Below are 20046 nucleotides of genomic sequence, written 5' to 3'. Positions count from 1 at the left end.
CCCCGCATCCCCTACTCCCTCATCTCCCAATTAACATGTTTATCAAAATAACTGTTAATTTTTTAGTTGTTGGGGTTTACAGCAAAAACTGCTAACAACTTTATTTAAAATGCTAGTTCTGTTAAAAACAATCCGAGAAGCGATCGCCAATTGGTGGTCAGAATTCACCCTCCAAACCAAGCTGTTGGCTGTCGCCACAATGGTAGTTTCGTTGGTGATGAGTGGTCTTACCTTCTGGGCGGTAAACACAATTCAGCAGGATGCGCGTCTGAATGACACCCGTTTCGGTCGTGACCTAGGACTACTGCTTGCTGCCAATGTTGCCCCCCTGATTGCTGACCACAATCTCACTGAGGTTGCCCAGTTTTCGCAACGCTTCTACAGCAGCACCTCTAGTGTGCGTTACATGCTCTACGCTGACGAAAGTGGGGAAATTTTCTTCGGGATTCCTTTTTGGGACGCGCAGGTAGAAAACTCCCTCACCATTGAGCGACGAATACAGCTGCCAGAAGATTACCCTGGTGATGGGGAAAAGCCGATGGTGCGGCAACACATGACTCCAGATGGAGCAGTCACCGATGTGTTTGTTCCTCTAATTGTCAATCAAAAATACTTAGGTGTATTGGCAATCGGCATCAATCCCAATCAGACCGCTGTCATCTCCACTAATTTCACCCGCGATGTTACCATTGCCGTTTTTATCACGATTTGGGTAATGGTGATTTTGGCAGGAGTGATTAACGCTTTGACTATCACTAAGCCAATTAAAGAACTGCTAGTAGGGGTAAAACAAATTGCTAGCGGTAACTTCAAACAACGTATTGATTTACCTCTAGGGGGCGAACTAGGAGAGCTAATTTTAAGCTTTAATGACATGGCGGAGCGCTTAGAGAGTTATGACGAGCAAAATATTGAGGAAATTACAGCAGAAAAAGCCAAGCTAGAAACCCTAGTTTCAACAATCGCCGATGGTGCTGTGCTGATTGATAACAACATGCAAGTGATTTTAGTCAATCCTACAGCAGAGCGAATTTTTGGTTGGGAAGCCGCTGATGTCGTAGGTAGCAATGTTTTGCATCATTTACCTTCAGCAGTACAAATGGAAATTACCCGTACTTTGTACGAAATGGCAGCAGGTGAGTGTGAAAGTGCTGAATTCCGCATTTGTCTTAATCAACCCACCAAGCGCACAATCCGTATTCTCTTGACCACAGTGCTCAACCTGCAACGAGAAAGCATCAAAGGCATTGCTATTACTGTGCAAGATATTACCCGCGAGGTAGAACTTAACGAGGCAAAAAGTCAGTTTATTAGTAACGTTTCTCACGAACTGCGAACGCCTTTATTTAACATCAAAACTTATATAGAAACTCTGCACGACTACGGTGAAGACTTAGGTTTAGAAGAACGACAAGAGTTTCTACAAACTGTGAATCATGAAACTGATCGCTTAACTCGCCTAGTTAACGATGTTTTGGATTTGTCAAAACTCGAATCTGGTCGTAGTTACAGCTTCGATGGAGTGGATTTAGCGCAAGCGATCGAGCAAACACTGCGTACTTACCAACTCAATGCTAAAGATAAAGGTGTCGAACTAATTCAGGAAGTAGCCCCGAATTTGCCCCTAGTAATGGGTAATTATGATTTGTTGGTACAAGTGTTTGGTAATTTGATCGGTAATGCCCTCAAATTCACCACAGCAGGTGGTAAAGTTGCAATCCGCGCCTACCAACTAGATGCCAAACCAAACTCTTCTTCTGGAACACCACGCGAACACAGTCAGCTTTCTCAGGTGCGGATTGAAATCTCCGATACTGGGATTGGCATCGCCACAGAAGACCAACACTCAATTTTTGAGCGCTTCTTTCGCGTAGAAAACCGAGTTCACACCTTAGAAGGGACAGGTTTGGGTTTATCGATTGTGAGAAACATCATCGACAGACATCGTAGTAAAGTCCATTTGGTGAGTGAAGTCGGTGTTGGCACTACTTTTTGGTTCGACTTAGCTGTTTTTGATGAAAAAACCCCACCGAAACTGGTTGATATAACTATTGAAACACCCCAAATTGCGACAGCCTGAAGGCTATAGCTAAATTCAACTTACAAAATTTTTCAAAACAATAGACCTTTTGCACGAATATTTGAAAATAGAGTTTTTAGGTTCACGCACAGAGAAGTCGGAGCGGCGGCTTCCGCCGATGGTCTGTATCACTGCCGAGAGGCGCAAAGCCTTGCGCCTCTCCCTTGTGTCCTTTAGACACAAGGCAACCGTTCTGAAAGAACGGTTGGGCAGTAAGACCCGCATAGCGATCTGAACTTCGGTGGGCGCAGAGGCGCAGAGAGTAACTAGAAATTTCTCTGTTTAGCAGTTGATAATCTGATTTATGCAAGAGGTCTATTGTAGAAACGCTTTAATTGATACACCCTGAACAATAACAGCCGAGATATATATAATAGATTCTACCGCTGAGACACTATGCGTATTTTTTGTTGAATTCTAGTCTCAGCTTTTTTGTACCTTTTTCAACCCGTCGAACTCACGTTCATTTATTGCTTGGGTGTAGCCTCACCAAACTTAATTAAAACAGCGATCGCAATACTGACAAATAGAATTAATGTCATACTCAAAGCTGAACCAAATCCCCAATTTTGAGTAGCTCCCAAAAACTGGTTATAAACTAACCGCGCCGCCGTCATACTAGAAGCACCACCAAGTAATTCTGGGTCGATAAAATCTCCTAAGCCTGTGATGAATACAAGCATGGAACCAGCAGCAATTCCAGGCAAAATTTGAGGTATGGTCACTTGCCAAAAAGCTTGCAATGGATTTGCACCTAAATCAGCTGCCGCTTCGAGCAATCGCTTGTCTAGTTTTTCAAGAGAGGCATATAAAATTAAAACCATGTAAGGTAATAAGCTGTAGCTCATACCAATTAATACAGCTGGAATTCGGTTAAGTAATTCTAAAGTAGGTAAGCCTAAATTAATTAGTAAAGTGTTCAACAAACCAGTAGGACGAAGAATTGTTATCCAAGCATAAGAGCGTAGTAATGAAGAAGTCCACAAAGGTAAGACAAAGCCGATTATTAGCAAGTTTCGCCAACGCCTCGGTGCTATCTGAGCAATCCAATAGGCAACGGGAAAGCCCAAGATTAAACAAATTACGGTAGTGCCAAACGCTAAAAAGAGCGATCGCCAAATTACTTGTAAGTAAAGAGGGTCAAGTATCCGAATGTAGTTTTTGAACCCGCTGGGGTTGACTACATCCCCAGGCCGAATGTCAGGTACTAAACTCAACTCAAAAATTATCAATGTTGGCAGCACCAACAAAAGCAATAACCAAATCCCAGATGGTGCAAGTAATGCCAACAGCTGTAGCCAGTTTCCTTGTGGACGGTGCAACTTTGCTACTTCAGCAATATCATCTGGTGAATTTATTTGAGAATGACGAATTTGATTAGACACAATCCTAATTTATTATTTATAAGTTATAAATTAATACTCTTGACTTTGCCTTTTCAACTACTAGTTAATTCAGTCCAATAACGCTCATAAATTTCATTAAATTCTTCTAAAGGACTAATACGTTCGCAATTTTCTAAAAGCGAGTCTGGAGGAAATAAATTAATATTGTCTTTCACTTGCTTTGGTAATTGCTCGAATCCGGCGCTATTCGGCGTAGCAATGCTCAGACGTTGGCTAATTTGGGCTGCTACTTCGGGTTGCAGAATTAAGTTAATCCAGGCATAAGCTCCAGATGGATTAGGGGCTGTTTTAGGAATTACAATAGTGTCAGTCCATAGTGAAGAACCACTGCGGGGAATTACATATTTTAGTTTAGGATTTTCTTGAGAAATCCTTACTGCGTCCGCTGAATAACACATTGCCAATAATAAATCTCCTGCCAGAATTTGATTTTGCCAAGCATCTGTGTCAAAAGCCGCGATCGCAGGTTTTAATACCTTCAATTTCTCATAAGCTTGTTTAATTTCTGCCTCATTTTGTGAGTTGTAAGAGTAACCCAGCATTCGTAACACTGCACCCATTACTTCGCGGACATCATTTAGCAAGGTCATCCGCTTATTAAGTTGTTCCTGGTTTTGCCAAAGATACTCCCAATCTTCTGGTACATCTTTAATTTTCTCTGAGTTGTAAAGTAAACCTGTTGTTCCCCAATTAAAAGGGATACTGTAGCGATTATTAGGGTCATAACTAGGATTACTAAACCGCGGGAATAAATTCTCTAAACCAACTAAGCGATCGTGATTTATTTCTGTTAATAAACCTTTATCAACCATCTTCTGCACCATATAGTCAGATGGGTAAATAATGCTATAACTGCTACCACCTCCAGCCTGGAATTTAGCCAACATAACATCATTGGAATCATACACATCTGCAAGCACTTTCATACCAGTTTGGGCGCTAAAAGTTGTAAGTAATTGTTTGTCAGTATATTGCGTCCAGGTATAGATATAAAGTTGATCACGTTGCTCAGAAATAGTAGAATTAGCTCGCACATCAGCCAGCCTCCAGCCACAACTAGTTAAAGAAAGGCTAGAAAGTGCTGCTAAATTTTTTAAGAATTTTCGTCTGTTATTCATTGACTAATAGCTAAACAATCGGTTTCCGCCCACCAAGCGTAAATGGGTGTATCGCGATCTGGCAAACTACCAAAAGTATTGGGTTGTAAAACATTGATGTTTATGCCATTTATTAATTCCACAACATAATTAACATGAGTGCCTAAATACATAACGTTGACCAGTCTTCCTTCAAAGCAGTTAGCAGGCAAATTGGGTGGATAAAGCGAAAGCTCTATTTTTTCTGGGCGCACGCTCACTACTACCGCTTGAGATAATTCAGTTGGTGTATCTTCAACACGATTAATGACAATTGAGAGTCCCGTTTTCGTCAAAATTTGGATGTTAGAAGAGTCTACTGCAACGATTTCACCACTGAATAAATTAGTATCGCCAATAAAATCAGCGACAAATGATGTGCAGGGACGCTCGTAAATTTGTTTAGGAGTACCTACTTGCTCAATTTTGCCTTGATTCATCACGGCAATGCGATCGCTCAACGAAAGCGCTTCCTCTTGGTCGTGTGTCACCATGACAAAGGTTAATCCCAGGTCTTTGTGTAAATTAGATAACTCAACCTGCATTTCTTTACGGAGTTTTAAATCTAACGCTCCTAAAGGTTCATCCAGTAGTACGACGGCGGGACGATTAACTAGGGCCCTTGCCAAAGCAACTCGTTGCTGTTGACCACCAGAAAGTTGATTGGGAAAGCGCGATCGCAAACTTTCCATTTTCACTAGCTTTAAAGCTTCTTGAACTCTACTAGCAATTTCTGATTTATGCAGTTTTTTTAGCCGTAGTCCAAAAGCGATGTTATCCCACACATTCAGGTGGTTAAACAGAGCGTAACTTTGAAATACAGTGTTGACGGGTCGGCGGTAAGGCGGCACATTAGTCATTGACTGACCCTGTATCAAAACTTTACCAGCGTCAGCTTTTTCAAACCCAGCAATTAAACGTAGTGTAGTGGTTTTGCCACAACCGGAAGGGCCTAAAACACTAAAAAATTCCCCCTGTCTGACATCCAAGTCTATTCCGTGTACCGCTGGTTCTTGGTTAAAAAACTTGAATACATTACGTAATTCAACATCTAGTGGTTGAAAGGTCGTTATCCCCGTTTGATTCTGCATGACAGGTTGAGCCATAATCTTCAGTAGAATGCAGTGATATTACGTTATTTTGATAATTGATGTAGCCTATTAAGCAAACTAAGTTACCACACTTTGGTTTATTGTATCCGGCAAAAACAATTGCTTAATATACTCACCCCATTGTTTCAAAATAAATACTGAGACAATTATAAAATTATATACATTTAATACTGATGGCAAAATAACTTTTTATCTTGTACCAATTCTCTAGAAGGAAGACTACAGATATCAACTTGAAAACCCATTGAAAACTCAAATTACATCTTCCTGTTCTCAATTACGTTTAACGTAGCGGGGCGTAGCCCCACGAATTGGTATTATGTCTTTATTTCCATCACTAGGCAATAAAAAAGATACACGTACAGTAGGACGTGGTTTTCAACCAATATTTTTAATCATATTTACCTTGTTAATGATTGGTGGTATCGAAGCCCGTCTAGCATATTTGCAAATTGTTGAAGGCCCAAAACTTCGGCAACGAGCAGAGGCAAACCGGGTTCGGTTAATTCTTAAACAACCAGAACGGGGCAATATTTTTGATCGTAATGGCAAACTTTTAGCTAGTACTCGTTATCCTAGTTCTGTATATTTGTGGCCGATGGCTCATACCAAGCCATCCTGGTCAGTTGTAGGGCCGCGTTTAGAAAAAATTATTAATATCCCGCAAGCAGAGATGGAGAAGAAATTAGAAGAAGCAGGTGCTAATTCTTCTTCACTCATTCGGATTGCTCGTGATCTGAATGAGGCGCAAATCACAGCAGTGAAGGAATATAAAAACGAACTCAAAGATGTAGAAATTAATACAGATACAGTCCGGTATTATCCTCATGCTCAAGACTTAGCACATGTATTGGGTTATACGCGTGAACTGACTGCCGAACAGTTAATAGAAAAGAAGCAGGAAGGTTATCGACTGGGAGATGTGATTGGTCAGATGGGAGTGGAAAAAGCTTATGAAAAAACGCTGCGAGGCGAATGGGGCGGTCAGCAGGTGGAAGTGGATGGTGCTGGACGACCAATCCGAGTTTTGGGAGAAAAAGAAGCAAAATCTGGCAATGACTTGCACTTGAACATAGACTTGGATGTGCAAAGAGCAGCAGAAAAAGCTTTGGGAAAATACCAAGGTGCGATCGTTGCACTTGATCCAAATAACGGTGCTATTTTAGCAATGGTGTCTTATCCAACATTTGACCCAAATATTTTCTCCAAGCAAAAACTCTCCCAAAAAGATTGGGAAAGCGTACAAGGTAAAGACCATCCCTTGGTTAATCGTGCCCTGAGTGCCTTTCCACCCGCCAGTACCTTCAAAATTGTCACCACAACAGCTGGGCTAGAATCGGGTCAATTTTCTCCTAATACAGTGCTACAGACCTTTGGTTCCCTGACTATTGGTGGAGTAACTTTTGGTGAGTGGAACCACGCCGGATTTGGCCCGTTGGGATTTCCAGGGGCGATGGCTATGAGTAGTGATACTTTCTTCTATCAAGTTGGTAGACAAGTCGGTGGCCCAACTTTAATCGAATGGAGTCGCAAATATGGGTTTGGTCAAAAAACTGGCATTGAGTTTGTCAATGAAGAATTAAAAGGTTTGGTTCCAGATGAAATATGGAAACTGAAAGTTTTAAAGACGCCCTGGACTGTAGGCGACACTATTAATATGTCAATTGGTCAAGGCGCTCTCCAAGTCACACCCTTGCAAGCGGCAATTATGTTTTCTGTTCCAGCTAATGGTGGATATCGAGTTAAACCACATTTGCTTAAAGATCATAAACAAGCAAAAAGCTGGCGAGAATCTATGAATATGAAGCCCGTAACTATTACAGTTCTGCGCGATGGATTGCGGAAGGTAGTGACTGAGGGTACAGGTAAAAGCTTGAATGTGCCATCAATTGCCCCTGCATCTGGAAAGAGTGGTACTGCTGAAGCTGGTGCTGGTCGCCCAAATCATACTTGGTTTGGTGCTTATGCCCCCAGCAATAAGCCAGAAATTGTAGTTGTGGCGTTTGGTGAAAACTCCGGTGATCATGGCGGTACTGTTTGTGGGCCGATGGTTTTACAAGTGCTGGAAGCTTATTTTCAGCATAAGTATCCAGGCAAGTATGAAAAGCCTCAATCGGAAGAATCAGCAGCTAAAACTGAGAATTCAGGGAATGTTACTGGAGACTAAATCAAGGTTCAGTTAGCCTCATATCCAATTGACCTTACTCAGTATTGTTCATTTGGATCTAGGCTAGTGGTCTGTTCGATTGATTCTGCTGGTCATACCTGTTTGTAGTAAGGATTTTAGTTCTTGATTTTTTAAGCACTAAAGTGCTTACTACGAACCTCTCAAAACTTTTGCAACAGACCACTAGTTTTTAGTTGAAATACTGAAGAATAAAATATTTTCTGATTCTGCATCAAAGGTTTTGAGCCAGAAAGCCATAATTTTAATTATGCTGGTAATAAATTTTGTCGTATATTAAGCATACTAAATATAAAATTCTAGTTTATCGTATTAATTAAAAATAACTAATGACTATGAGACTGTTCCAATTATTTTGCTGCTAAGTACTAGCCAAGAATTTAGCAAAATTGTATATAAATAATGTTAATTCTAAAATTATCTTTATCTTATGGCTTTATTGCAACCATCCCCACTAAGCATAAAAAAAAATACACGTACAGTCGGACGCAGTTTCCAGCCGATATTTTTAATCATATTTACCCTATTAATGGTGACTGGAATCAGTATTCGTCTGGCATATTTGCAAATTATTGAAGGAGTACATTATCGAAAGCGAGCAGAGGCGAACCGGATTCGGTTGATTCCCAAACACCCGGAACGCGGCAATATTTTTGATCGTAATGGCAAACTTTTAGCTAGTACTCGCTATCCTCGATCTGTGTACTTATGGCCGATGGCACATACTAAGCCTGCGTGGTCGGTTGTGGGATCGCGTCTATCCCAAATTCTCGACATCTCCCAAGAAGAGATGGAAAAAAAGCTAGAAGAAGCAGGTGCTAACTCTTCTTCACTCATTAGGATTGCTCGTGACTTAAATGAAGCACAAATTACGGCATTGAAAGAGTATGCAAACGAACTCCAAGATGTCGAAATTCATACGGAAGCGGTTCGCTATTATCCCCACGGCAAGGAATTGGCACATGTACTAGGCTATACACGCGAATTGACTGCTGAGCAGTTAACAGAAAAGAGAAAGGAAGGCTACCGATTGGGCGATGTGATTGGTCAGATGGCCATCGAAAAAGCTTATGAGAAAACGCTAAGGGGTGAATGGGGCGGTCAGCAGGTGGAAGTAGATGGCGCTGGTCGACCGCTGCGAGTTTTGGGCGAGAAACAGGCAAAAGCTGGTAATGATTTGCACTTGACTATAAATCTAGATGTGCAAAAGGCAGCAGAAAAAGCTTTAGGCGATCGCAATGGTGCGATCGTGGCACTTGACCCAAAGAATGGTGCTGTTTTAGCAATGGTATCTCACCCTACCTTTGACCCAAATATTTTCTCCAAGCAAAAACTTACCCAAAAAGATTGGGAGACTGTACAAGGTGCAGAACATCCCTTGGTTAATCGTGCTCTCAGCGCCTTCCCACCCGCTAGCACCTTTAAAATCGTCACTGCAACTGCTGGGATAGAATCGGGTAAGTTTTCTCCTAAGACAGTCCTACAAACCTACGGTTCCTTAAACATTGGTGGAACTCGTTTTGGAGAGTGGAATCACGCCGGATTCGGGCCGTTGGGTTTTGTTGGGGCATTACAGTGGAGTAGCGATACCTTCTTCTACCAAATTGGTCGAGGAGTCGGCGGCCCAACTTTGATTGAATGGACTCGCAAGTATGGATTTGGCAAAAAAACCGGGCTTGAGTTCGTCAACGAAGAATCAAAAGGCTTGGTTCCAGATGAAATATGGAAACAGAAAGTTTGGAAGATGCCTTGGACTGTAGGCGACAGCATCAATATGTCAATTGGTCAAGGCGCTTTACAAACCACACCTTTGCAAGTTGCCATCATGTTTGCTGTGCCCGCAAATGGTGGTTATCGAGTCCAGCCGCATCTGCTTAAAGATAATGAAGAAGCAAGAAGCTGGCGAGAATCTTTAAATATGAAGCCGACAACTATAAATATTCTCCGCGAGGGACTGCGGAAAGTCGTGGCTGAAGGTACAGGTAAGGTTTTAAACCAGCCAACAATTCCCCCTGTGGCTGGTAAGAGTGGCACTGCTGAAGCATGGAAGGGTCGTGTTAAGCAAAATCACGCTTGGTTTGGTGCTTATGCACCTGCTGAAAAGCCAGAGATTCTGATCGTGGCATTTGCTGAACATTCCGGTGGTGGTGGTGGTAGCGTTGCGGCTCCGATGATCTTACAAATTATGGAGGACTATTTCCAGCGAAAGTATCCAGGTAAATATCAAAAACCAGAGACTTCAATCCCAAAAAACAGCCGCCGAAACTAAGAATAAGGGAAAAAACTGAAAGCAGTTTTGATAGACATGACTTCTGCCTACTTTACTCGGATGATCCCAATATGGAGAAGCTATCAAGATATCAAATGTTCTATGGATTTTCTCCTAACTCCCTTAACCTTGCAGCTAAACGTTCTGCGCGTTGATGTTCGGCTTCTGCGCGTTGGCTTTCGGCTTCCGCTCGCTGGCTTTCGGCTTCCGCTCGCTGGCTTTCGGCTTCCGCACGTTGGTATGCTGCTTCTGCGCGTTGACTTTCGGCTTCTGCGCGTTGGTGTGCTGCTTCCTCTGGTAAGAAAACTAAATTTCCTTCGCGATCATAAAATCGTAACCAAGTAGCAGTTTCTCGGTCTATTGTTCCTTCCCAAGTTCCCAACCAAAATCCTAATGTTTCGCACCACAAGTAACCTTGCTCATTAGCAACTAAAGGCTGATAGCGAAAATTTACATCTAATCGCCATCCTTGTAAAGAGTTGGCATCAAAAGGGTCAAAAACGAAATAGTCTCTAGTTTTAAAAACTTTTTCATACAGATTCTTTTTCTCCCCTATATCTACATTTCTTGTTGAGGGGGACATTAATTCGACAATTACATCAGGATAGCGTCCGTCCTCATCCCATACAACCCAACCTTGACGAGAACGATTTCCTTCAACGTTGAGAGCGACAAAAAAATCCGGCCCCCTGAAATCCCGATTTCGTACCTGAGTACGACTATAGTAAACAAACATATTACCACCGACGAAGTAATCACTGCGGTCTGACCAAGCTTGTTGTAACGACCGGATTAAAACGTTCATGGCAATACGGTGGCGGTTACTTTCCAATGGTTCTCCGTCATCAAATATTAAATCTGTTGGGGGTAAAGGAGGTTCCCAGTCTGGGACAGGAGGCGTTGGCAAACTCTGGTTTTGAGTAATGTTAGTTGACATCGCATAACCTCCCAACTTGAGATTTATTGAGATTTGTCTTAATTCTCGGCAATATATTCATTATTTTCTAACAAAAAATCTCCAAGAGGGTGCGATGATACGAAGCTGAAACACTTCAGGTGTATCGTAATAAACAAAGTTAGATGATTCTATTAGACTGTGCGATCGCTTTTATTGCGGTATCTGAGCGGGTTTCAAATTTCTGGCTTTGTAGAACGTTTCTAAGCTGTTGCGATCGCCCACATAACGCCAGTGCCAAGGCTCATAACTCACACCTTGAACATTGTCTTTAGGAAATGACATCTCAAAGCTGAAGCGTGCTGCATTCGCTTGTAGCCACTGATAAGCTTTGGTATTGTCAAAGTTGGTTTGAAGATTGGTTGCTGGTACTGCTCCATCTCCAATGTCCACAGCATAACCTGTGTGATGTTCGCTATGACCAGGAGGAGCGCTGAGGGCAGCTCTTTGGGCTGGGGTTTGATTTCGCTGAGCACTAACATTAAAAAATAACTGCTCCTGCTCTTTTACCGAGCGAAAGCCAGAAATTGGCACTAAAATTACACCCGCACTCCGCGCTGCTTGTGCCATTGCCTGAAACTTTTCGGCAGCAGCTTTTCGCATTTTGATCCGTCCATTTGCGTTAATTGGTGCTAGTTCTGACTCAGGTGCTTCCGGGTATGTCAAATGTCCCAAAAGAGCATCGCCACTATTACCTTGGGGATTGACGGAATTACTAGATTCTGGTGGTGTAGGTGCTAGTGAAGTTTGAGAATCAGCGGTTTTTTTGGGTGCAGTGACGAAAAACAAAAAACCACTAATCAAAGCCAGTATGACAAATCCCACTACTCCCCCAATCAGCAAAACCTGGGTGCGTACACGTACCTTGGTTCCCAAATCAGGAGTATCGCGTAAAGCCGCTGGAATATCATCACCAGGCTCACCTGATGAGCTTTGCGGTTGTCCAGAAAACCCAACTTTATTCAAAGGTCAACTCCTGCTTTTGATTTATAACAGATTGTAGACTGGACAGAAATAAACATATTGGGTAACATTTTACATCTGTATTCCTAGGCGTAATCTTGACAAATCTCCTAGAACTATACGTCAAGCTGGTGGGATTAGTCCTAGTAGGCTTTATTTTAGGACGTAAACTACCTAACACAGTGCCCAACCGTTTAGGGCAGACACTTTTCTGGGTGGGAGTACCTATAAGCATAGTAGCGTTTTTACGCCAAGCTGACTTGTCAGGGCAAATTTGGATTGCACCTGCGATCGCTTATTTAGCTATTTTACTAGGGGCATTTTTAGCTTGGTTGGGAATTAAAGGGCAAGCCTATTTCACCGATACCATTCCCCAACAATCAACTCAGGGTAGTTTAATTTTGGCGGCAATGGTTGGTAACACAGGATATCTTGGTTTTCCCGTCACCTTAGCAATGGTAGGACAAGAGTACTTTGCCTGGGCACTATTCTACGATTTACTGGGGTCACTCTTCGGAGCTTATGCCTTGGGTGTAGTGCTTGCATCTCATTTTGGCAGCAGTGTCAGGAGTTATTGGCAAATTGCTAAAGCAATCTTAATTAATCCTGCTCTGTGGAGTTTCGGCTTTGGCTTGCTATTTCGACAGGTACAAATCCCCACAGTTGTGGAATTCTGCCTAGAAAAACTTGCCTGGTTTACCGTTGCTTTGTCTCTAATGTTAATTGGGATGCGACTCTCGCGGCTCAATTCTTGGCATAGCCTACCACAGGCAGGGATAAGCTTAGTAATCAAAATGCTGCTAGTTCCCTTGATTTTAGGGAGCACTTTACCACTTTTTGGTGTAACTGGTTCCGCCGCACGGGTGATTGTGTTACAAATGGCAATGCCTCCAGCTTTTGCCACACTGGTAATTGCCGAAACATTCAATCTTGATCGCGATCTCGCTGTAACTGCTTTAGCCGCTGGGGTTATGGCATTGCTGGTTACTCTTCCAGTTTGGCTGTGGCTATTTTGAGATAGGAGACAGGAGATAGGAGACAGTATTTATAGCGGTTCTTATTTGCATCAAATACAAAATTACCTGATTCTATCGAACACATCTGTGTTTAGGATTGGGGTGAGGTTTTTAGATCAGGCAAAGTTAAAGAAAGCATATGTAAGTCGATGCAATCACAATGCAAGAGGTTGCGTTGAGATAGCCCGCGATGCAAATAAGCTATGACACATTTAGCGTTGAATATTTACTTGTGAGAGTTGTTAAGAGTCAACAATTTCTTCCCCTGCTCCCCCTGCACCCTTTGCTCCCCTGCCCCCCTGCTCCCTGCCCCCTCACTTCATCACCTTGGCTGCAAGTTCTGCGGGATTCATATACTCATAGTGTTCAAAGGGTTGATGAATCCAGGGGTTGTCAGGTAAGTAATCGACGTAGTAATTGGGTGCTATAACCGAACAAGCTTTATACCAAAGTACGGCGGTGCGAATTTCTTCAATTGAGAAATCGCTATTTTCCTTGAGCCAAGGTACAGTCTGCTGGAGTGTGATCCCAGAATCTACCAAGTCATCTACAAGGAGAATGTGCGAACCTAACTTTTCGGTGGTCATCGTCAAGTGGTGCGAGAAGATTAAATTACTTCTTTCTTGCTTGCCAGGGCCACTGTAAGATGATGCTGCTAAAATTGCCAGCGGTTGCTGGTATATACGAGACAAAATATCTCCAACTCGCAGTCCCCCTCTGGCGAGACAGATAATCTGGTTAAATTCCCAACCGGATTGATAAATCTGAATAGCCAGTTGTTCAATTTTTTGGTGATAATCTGACCAAGAAACGTAAATGTCTGGCATAAGGTTAAAGGAAGTGATTAATCGCTAGTAAGGCAAACGCAAACTTTTTATTTTAGTATGAGCGCAAGATATTATGAACGATTCAACCGCTGATAGCGATGCCCAACAAACTCTTGAAAGTGAAAAACTACCTTTTAAAACAAAACTGGCTTATGGTGCAGGGGATTTAGGCCCAGCAATTACTGCAAATATCTCCATCTTTTTTCTGTTGGTTTTCTTTACCAATGTCGCCGGTATTCCGGCAGGTTTGGCTGGCAGTATTTTGATGATTGGTAAAATCTGGGATGCGGTAAACGATCCAATGGTCGGTTTACTGACTGATAGAACAAAATCTCGTCGCTGGGGCCGCCGTCTTCCTTGGCTATTGTATGGAGCAATTCCCTTTGGGATTTTCTTTTTCTTGCAGTGGATTGTACCGCGATTTAGTGCAGAACAGAGTAATAATATTTGGCCTTTGTTCTGGTATTACGTAGCAATTGGGTTAATATCTCAGGTTTTTTACACCGTTGTGAATTTGCCTTATACGGCAATGACTCCAGAACTAACTCAGGATTATGACGAACGTACTAGCCTCAACAGCTTTCGCTTTACGTTTTCCATTGGTGGCAGCATTCTATCGCTGATTTTATCAAAAATTGTTTTTTCTCAGATTGCCGATCGCCAGCAACAATATATAGTTTTAGCAGCAATTTGCACTGTAATTTCTGTATTGTCGTTGTATTGGTGCGTTTTTGGAACACGCGATCGCATCCTGGCTTTTGAAGCAAAACGCATTCAACTTGAAGAACCTGTATCTATTCCCTTTGGCGAACAGCTAAGAATCGCCTTCAAAAATCGACCTTTTCTATTTGTTATTGGTATATATCTTTTTTCTTGGTTAGGCGTGCAAATAACAGCTAGTATTATTCCCTACTTTGTAGTCAACTGCATGAACCTTCAAGAATCAGACGTACCTACGGTTATGATTGCAGTCCAAGGAACCGCTCTTGTGATGCTATTTGTCTGGGGTGCATTGAGTAAAAAAGTCGGGAAAAAACTTGTTTATTTTATGGGAATGAGTTTATGGATAATCGCAGCAGCCGGACTATTTTTCTTACAGCCTGGTCAAATAGGTTTGATGTATCTAATGGCTGTGATGGCAGGTTTTGGAGTTTCCACAGCTTATCTAGTTCCCTGGTCGATGATTCCAGATGTAATTGAATTAGATGAACTCCAAACCGGACAACGCCGAGAAGGGATTTTTTATGGCTTCATGGTTTTGCTGCAAAAATTTGGTTTAGCTTTCGGACTATTTTTAGTGGGTAATGCTTTGCAAGTATATGGTTTCAAAGAATCTGTACCAGGACAAAGTACACTACCCATCCAACCTGATTCTGCACTATTAGCCATTCGCATAGCCATTGGGCCTTTGCCTACTATTTGTTTAATTTGTGGCTTATTTTTAACGTATTTTTATCCTATTACCCGCGAGATGCACGCGGAAATAATGCTGAAACTCAAAGAACGGCAGGAGATGAAGGGAAGATGAGGAAGCAGGGAAGTAAAGGGGTAGGGGAGCAGGGGAGCAGGGGGAGAATAAATACTGACTCAGTACGGGCTAAACCACAGCTATCCGGGCTTCATCACTGTTGACCCTTGACTCTTAAAAAATGACAAATGACTTTTCATAAAAAGGCGTCGGGAAAACCCATTCCTTCTCGGTAGGTGATGAAAGACGCCTTTTTAGGCCGTTGACAGTTGACAGTTGACAGTTAACTGTCAACGTGAAATCCCTCCCCTTTTAGGAGTGGGATGAGCTTAACAGGCTTATACATTACATGGATAAATAAAAATATTACCTAGACCAACAGCAGATGATCATAGGAAACCCGAGAGGATTCCCAGACTAAGTTATATACACGAGGGCTAATCGTTAAAATGTCTGGAAATCCTCGCAAGCTCAGCTTAACACCCTTCAAGAACTTAACGGTTGGTGTTTCACCTGCACCTCTACCAAAAGTAGGAAGTAAATATTACAAAATTATGTGATTAAAAATACATTATGCTTATTGGAGGTTGGCTATAAGCTTTTGCAGGCTCGTAAAAATAGTTAGGTAACGCAATGTGCAAGTTTATGATCATGCTGTTTGCGTTAGTAAGTCTCTTTATGGAGAGATAGTTTCATTAGGTTGAGAAGATGACTTGCTACTAAAGAACTTCCAGATTCTTTGAATAGCTATTATTAGAACACCAATTACAATGATTCCTGCTACCACTGGTAGAGCGATCGCTAATACAGACAGTACAATAGCGATAATCAATTCAGTAGTTGACAAAACTGGATTAGTTAATCCGCCTGAAACCCCAGTAGACCCAAGCCGTAAAATATTCATTAATCCCTTAGTTAGTCCTGCGGTTCCACCACCTGCGATTAAAGCTAATGTCCATTGCACCAGTGGATTCATCTCAGGAGCAAGAGATGCTGTTACAATCGTCCCAGCGATAATTGCCGCAGGTGTGGAAACAATATCCAGCAGATGATCCAACCAAGGAACGTAATAACCGCTGATTTCAAGCAAACAAGCGATCGCAAATACAATTAAAGCTTGAGGTGTTTCTACCCAATCAAAGTCAGTCGGCAAATCTAAATGTCCAATAACTGAAGCTACACTTAATGTCAGCAGTGGTACAAAAACTCTAAAGCCAGCCGCCGCACTTAAACTGATACCCAGTAATAATTCGATAAATGTATTGAGATTGAATAAAGTATTGAAATCAATAGTAGGACTCAAGTTATCCTCCTAATGGTTTTTTGATTCTTGAGCTGATGGGAGAGACAACTCTAAGCTTTAATCACACGATAAGAGATTGTGCAAAAATATTTCATCCTACTATATATAGAATCAATGAATCCCATCTTGATACTACAGGTAGAGTAAGTACGACCAAGCTAATTGTTATTCATTTTTCCAGAATTATTCGCTTGTAGTAAAGGCTTCAGCCCTAGTTTTATACAACTTAAATGCTCTTTAGCTGATCATCAAGTATCGTAATCCTTATCTTCTCTTACTGATAACCTGCTGCTTGTAAGGAAAACAATCTGGCATAGCGTCCTTTAACCTGCAACAATTCCTCGTGAGTTCCCTGTTCCACAACTCTCCCATCTTCTATAACCAAAATTTTATCGGCCATACGTACCGTCGAAAAACGATGCGAAATCAAAAATACCATCTGACTTTGAGTGAGGCTGCGAAAATGATTAAAAATATCAAACTCAGCTTGGGCATCCATTGCCGATGTCGGTTCATCTAACACCAAAATATCTGCTTGAGTTCGCATAAAAGCACGTGCTAGAGCAATTTTCTGCCACTGTCCTCCAGAGAGTTCCTGTCCTCCTTTAAACCAACGGCCAAGCTGGGTTTGGAAGCTTTGGGGCAATTGTTGAATAAAAGGTTGTGCCATACCTTTTTGGGCCGCAATTTGCCAGCGCGTTTTATCTTCTAGGTACTCTACATCACCCACGCCAATATTTTCCCCCACAGTAAACTGGTAGCGAACAAAGTTTTGGAAAATTACACCAATGCGACGTCTTAGCACATCTACATCCCATTCCTGCAAATCCAAACCTTCTAGTAAGATACGTCCAGAATCAGGGGTGTAAAGTCGAGTAAGTAATTTGATTAAGGTAGTTTTACCGGAACCGTTTTCACCTACAATTGCAAGTTTCTCTCCGGGTTTCAATTGTAGCGAGATGTTTCTCAAAGCAGGCTTTGAACTTCCTGGATAAGTAAACGATACATTCTCAAAGCGGATACCATCTTGAGGATTTAAACCTTTTATAGCTTTACCCCAAGATTTTGGTACTTTTTCTTCTAAAAACTTGTAGAGATTTGATAAATATAGATTGTCTTCGTACATCCCTCCAATATTCGTGAGGATACCAGAGAAAGTAGACTGTCCTTGACGAAATACGATCAAATACATTGTCATATCTCCCAAGGAAACCCTACCCACCGCTGTTTCCAGTACGATCCAAGCATATGCCATGTAAAAAGCAGCAGTACTCACTAAACTTAGGAGATATCCCCACAGTCCCCGTCGTAAAGTCAAATCTCGATCTTCACCGTAGAGTTGATGAAAAAGGTTGCGATAACGTCCTAGTAGCATCTGACCCAACTGGTAAAGTTTTACTTCTGTAACAAAGTCTTCTCTCGCCAGTAGATTTTCTAAGTAGTGCTGTTGCCGGGTTTCTGGTGTACGCCAACTAAACAGGCGAAATGCTTCTCCAGCAAACTTCGTTTCTGCAATGAATGCAGGCATAGCTGCCAAAATCAGTGCCACTACTGCCCAAAACGAGAATCTTACTAATAAAACGCCATATGTAACAAGAGAAACAGCACTTTGCACTAATCCAAAGGTGCGGTTGATTAGAGAAAGAGGACGAACTGATGCTTCTCGCCGTGCATTGCTCAATTTATCATAGAATTCTGAGTCTTCAAACTGCCATAGATCAAGTGTCAGCGCCTTTTCCAGAATGAGTACATTCACCCGTTGACCAAGTAATGCTCGCAACAATGACTGACAAACACTCAGTCCTCTTTGACTTCCTGCTAATAAAACTACGGCGAATGCTTCGAATCCTACGTATAACAGAGGTTGAGAAATATTGACAAAACCATTGTTCTGTGCACTACCTTGAGAAAAAACTACTGCATCAACAATTAATTTACTGATGTAAGCGATCGCAGCTGGTAAAAGACCAGCCACTAAAGTTAAAATAGCCAGAATAATGGTAAGGGAGCGATTAGTAGTCCATACCAGGTTTACAGCCCTTCCACTGTAGCGGAAAACCATCAGTGATTGGTGTAACGTATTTCGTTTCACTCTAGGCATTTTTTAGTTTCCATTGGACTATAGACTTTGACCAATTATTCTGAACACAGCCGTGCTGCGTGTGCTGTAATTCGATTATTAACCAGCTTGATCGCGCGGCCCGCTGCTTTCTCACTATCCAATTTTCCAAGTCTTTGACCAATGTCATTTTTTAGGCGTGCTTATTTTAGCTCAATACTAGTATAAACCTACTACCAAAAGGCTTTACCGCATAAGTCTGAGCTGCCTGTAACTTTCTTTTTTTTACTGTTACCGGATGCTTTCAGTGAAGCAACCAATCCAAACAATTTTTGAAAACGTCATTGAACGGTTTACCCACTGCTGTTGCTATAAATTGTACCCAGATGAGAACTGCTATAATCTGTAGAGATTTAGGAAATTGGTAAAGCGATCGCACACTTTACACTCAGCTACCGACAATAGCATCTACTGATATAGCTACATTCAGAAATGCAACTGGATAAACAATCCCAACTGTTAATGTAGACTTTGATCTATATTCCCCATCTTGAGGGTCTTGAAACACCACAAGCTGTCTTTTTTTGAGGTTAACTACCCAATATTCAGGAGTGTTGACCTCTGCATAGATTTTAGTTTTAGTTTCTAAATTTTTGTCTAAACTGGAATCTGAATATTCAATCAGCCAAAAAATATTTTCAGGATAAAGGTGATGTTTTAGGTATTCACGCCCTAATCGTTGCACAATGGCAATGTCAGGCTCAGGCTCAGAGTTGTTAGAGAACGTCATTGGCTTATCTAGACGAATCATTACGCGATCGTCTAATAATTTAATTAGATATTCCCCTGCTTCACTACTGAAATAAGCGTAAGGTTCCCTTCCGGTGACATTTCGACAATTTTCCCCTTCAGTAGTTCCACACGCCGATCATTTAATATACCTGCTGCAATCATGCGGTGATACTCGTCTATCGTCCATTTAGCAGTGGTTAGGGTCATAGCGCGATCGCTAGTCAAGAAAATTCAAAGATTTTAGGACTTATGCACTGAAGGCTGAAACCTAGATCTCCCCTAGCCCACGCCAGTCGCTCATGGGGAGCCACCCCCTTGCGGAGGTTGCCGACGCTCATTCGCGCAGCGTGTCGCAGACAAGACTCGCTCTAAGCGTTGGCGCAGCCTCAAAGTAGAGAAGCCATGCCGTAAAGCCTGCGGCATGGCTTCGCTTAAGGCGAAGCCTCTCGTTCACGAAGTGTCTCCGATAGGAGAA

The 20046-nt window shown here is 42.0% G+C and carries 14 protein-coding genes and 1 pseudogene; 5 read left to right on the top strand and 10 right to left on the bottom strand.

What is annotated here, in order from left to right; translation table 11 throughout:
- Nucleotides 1-109 precede the first annotated feature (109 nt).
- Nucleotides 110-2080: a two-component system sensor histidine kinase NblS gene (gene nblS, locus FNW02_RS29505; RefSeq protein ID WP_191761010.1), complete on the top strand. Its 1971-nt coding sequence runs from the start codon at nucleotides 110-112 to the stop codon at nucleotides 2078-2080.
- A 467-nt stretch (nucleotides 2081-2547) separates the two neighbouring features.
- On the opposite strand, the gene FNW02_RS29500 is transcribed toward nblS, so the two are convergent.
- Genes FNW02_RS29500 through FNW02_RS29490 form a run of 3 tightly spaced genes read right to left on the bottom strand, consistent with a single transcriptional unit; the run spans nucleotide 2548 to nucleotide 5728 of the window.
- The gene (locus tag FNW02_RS29500) at nucleotides 2548-3465 is read right to left on the bottom strand and encodes an ABC transporter permease subunit (RefSeq protein WP_191761009.1); all 918 of its coding nucleotides are present in this window, start codon (nucleotides 3463-3465) and stop codon (nucleotides 2548-2550) included.
- A 53-nt stretch (nucleotides 3466-3518) separates the two neighbouring features.
- On the bottom strand, nucleotides 3519-4604 hold the full coding sequence (locus FNW02_RS29495) for a polyamine ABC transporter substrate-binding protein (protein WP_191761008.1): 1086 nt from the start codon (nucleotides 4602-4604) through the stop codon (nucleotides 3519-3521).
- The gene (locus tag FNW02_RS29490; protein ID WP_191761007.1) at nucleotides 4601-5728 is read right to left on the bottom strand and encodes an ABC transporter ATP-binding protein; all 1128 of its coding nucleotides are present in this window, start codon (nucleotides 5726-5728) and stop codon (nucleotides 4601-4603) included. The genes FNW02_RS29495 and FNW02_RS29490 overlap by 4 nt, the downstream gene beginning before the upstream one ends.
- Nucleotides 5729-6053: 325 nt before the next feature.
- Between FNW02_RS29490 and mrdA (FNW02_RS29485) the strand changes: the two genes are divergently transcribed.
- On the top strand, nucleotides 6054-7901 hold the full coding sequence (mrdA, locus tag FNW02_RS29485) for a penicillin-binding protein 2 (RefSeq protein WP_191761006.1): 1848 nt from the start codon (nucleotides 6054-6056) through the stop codon (nucleotides 7899-7901).
- Between the two features lie 448 nt (nucleotides 7902-8349).
- Nucleotides 8350-10188 (top strand): penicillin-binding protein 2, encoded by a 1839-nt coding sequence (gene mrdA / locus FNW02_RS29480; protein WP_191761005.1) that lies wholly within the window; start codon nucleotides 8350-8352, stop codon nucleotides 10186-10188.
- 100 nt (nucleotides 10189-10288) lie between these two features.
- Here mrdA (FNW02_RS29480) and FNW02_RS29475 read toward each other — a convergent pair whose 3' ends face one another.
- Both FNW02_RS29475 and FNW02_RS29470 read right to left on the bottom strand, forming a co-directional pair.
- A complete protein-coding gene (locus tag FNW02_RS29475; protein ID WP_191761004.1) occupies nucleotides 10289-11125 on the bottom strand; it encodes a Uma2 family endonuclease in 837 nt (278 codons plus the stop codon).
- 171 nt (nucleotides 11126-11296) lie between these two features.
- The gene (locus FNW02_RS29470) at nucleotides 11297-12109 is read right to left on the bottom strand and encodes a M15 family metallopeptidase (protein ID WP_191761003.1); all 813 of its coding nucleotides are present in this window, start codon (nucleotides 12107-12109) and stop codon (nucleotides 11297-11299) included.
- A 95-nt stretch (nucleotides 12110-12204) separates the two neighbouring features.
- On the opposite strand from FNW02_RS29470, the gene FNW02_RS29465 reads away from it, so the two are divergent.
- Nucleotides 12205-13122 carry an AEC family transporter gene (locus FNW02_RS29465; protein WP_191761002.1) on the top strand — a complete coding sequence of 306 codons (918 nt, stop codon included), beginning with the start codon at nucleotides 12205-12207 and terminating at the stop codon, nucleotides 13120-13122.
- A gap of 314 nt (nucleotides 13123-13436) precedes the next feature.
- Here the strand turns inward: FNW02_RS29465 and FNW02_RS29460 are convergent, their stop codons facing one another.
- Nucleotides 13437-13949: a phosphoribosyltransferase gene (locus tag FNW02_RS29460; protein ID WP_191761001.1), complete on the bottom strand. Its 513-nt coding sequence runs from the start codon at nucleotides 13947-13949 to the stop codon at nucleotides 13437-13439.
- A gap of 73 nt (nucleotides 13950-14022) precedes the next feature.
- Here FNW02_RS29460 and FNW02_RS29455 point away from each other — a divergent pair, with 73 nt between their 5' ends.
- Entirely contained in the window at nucleotides 14023-15477 is a 1455-nt protein-coding gene (locus tag FNW02_RS29455; protein WP_191761000.1) for an MFS transporter, read from the top strand.
- Nucleotides 15478-16093: 616 nt separating this feature from the next.
- Here the strand turns inward: FNW02_RS29455 and FNW02_RS29450 are convergent.
- The 4 genes and pseudogenes from FNW02_RS29450 to FNW02_RS39680 all read right to left on the bottom strand — a co-directional run bounded on the left by FNW02_RS29450 (nucleotide 16094) and on the right by FNW02_RS39680 (nucleotide 19994).
- Nucleotides 16094-16720: a DUF4126 domain-containing protein gene (locus FNW02_RS29450; protein WP_225225994.1), complete on the bottom strand. Its 627-nt coding sequence runs from the start codon at nucleotides 16718-16720 to the stop codon at nucleotides 16094-16096.
- Nucleotides 16721-16994: 274 nt separating this feature from the next.
- Nucleotides 16995-18821 carry an ABC transporter ATP-binding protein gene (locus FNW02_RS29445; RefSeq protein WP_191760999.1) on the bottom strand — a complete coding sequence of 609 codons (1827 nt, stop codon included), beginning with the start codon at nucleotides 18819-18821 and terminating at the stop codon, nucleotides 16995-16997.
- A 406-nt stretch (nucleotides 18822-19227) separates the two neighbouring features.
- A pseudogene (locus FNW02_RS29440) lies at nucleotides 19228-19778 on the bottom strand (Uma2 family endonuclease).
- Between the two features lie 90 nt (nucleotides 19779-19868).
- Nucleotides 19869-19994, bottom strand: a complete 126-nt coding sequence (locus tag FNW02_RS39680) for a hypothetical protein (protein WP_263627831.1) — start codon at nucleotides 19992-19994, stop codon at nucleotides 19869-19871.
- Nucleotides 19995-20046 lie beyond the last annotated feature (52 nt).

The sequence above is a fragment of the Komarekiella delphini-convector SJRDD-AB1 genome, from assembly GCF_014831675.1.
Classification (GTDB): Bacteria; Cyanobacteriota; Cyanobacteriia; order Cyanobacteriales; family Nostocaceae; genus Komarekiella.
The sequence above is the reverse complement of the archived record's forward strand: the minus strand, read 5'-3'. Positions and strand labels throughout refer to the sequence as shown.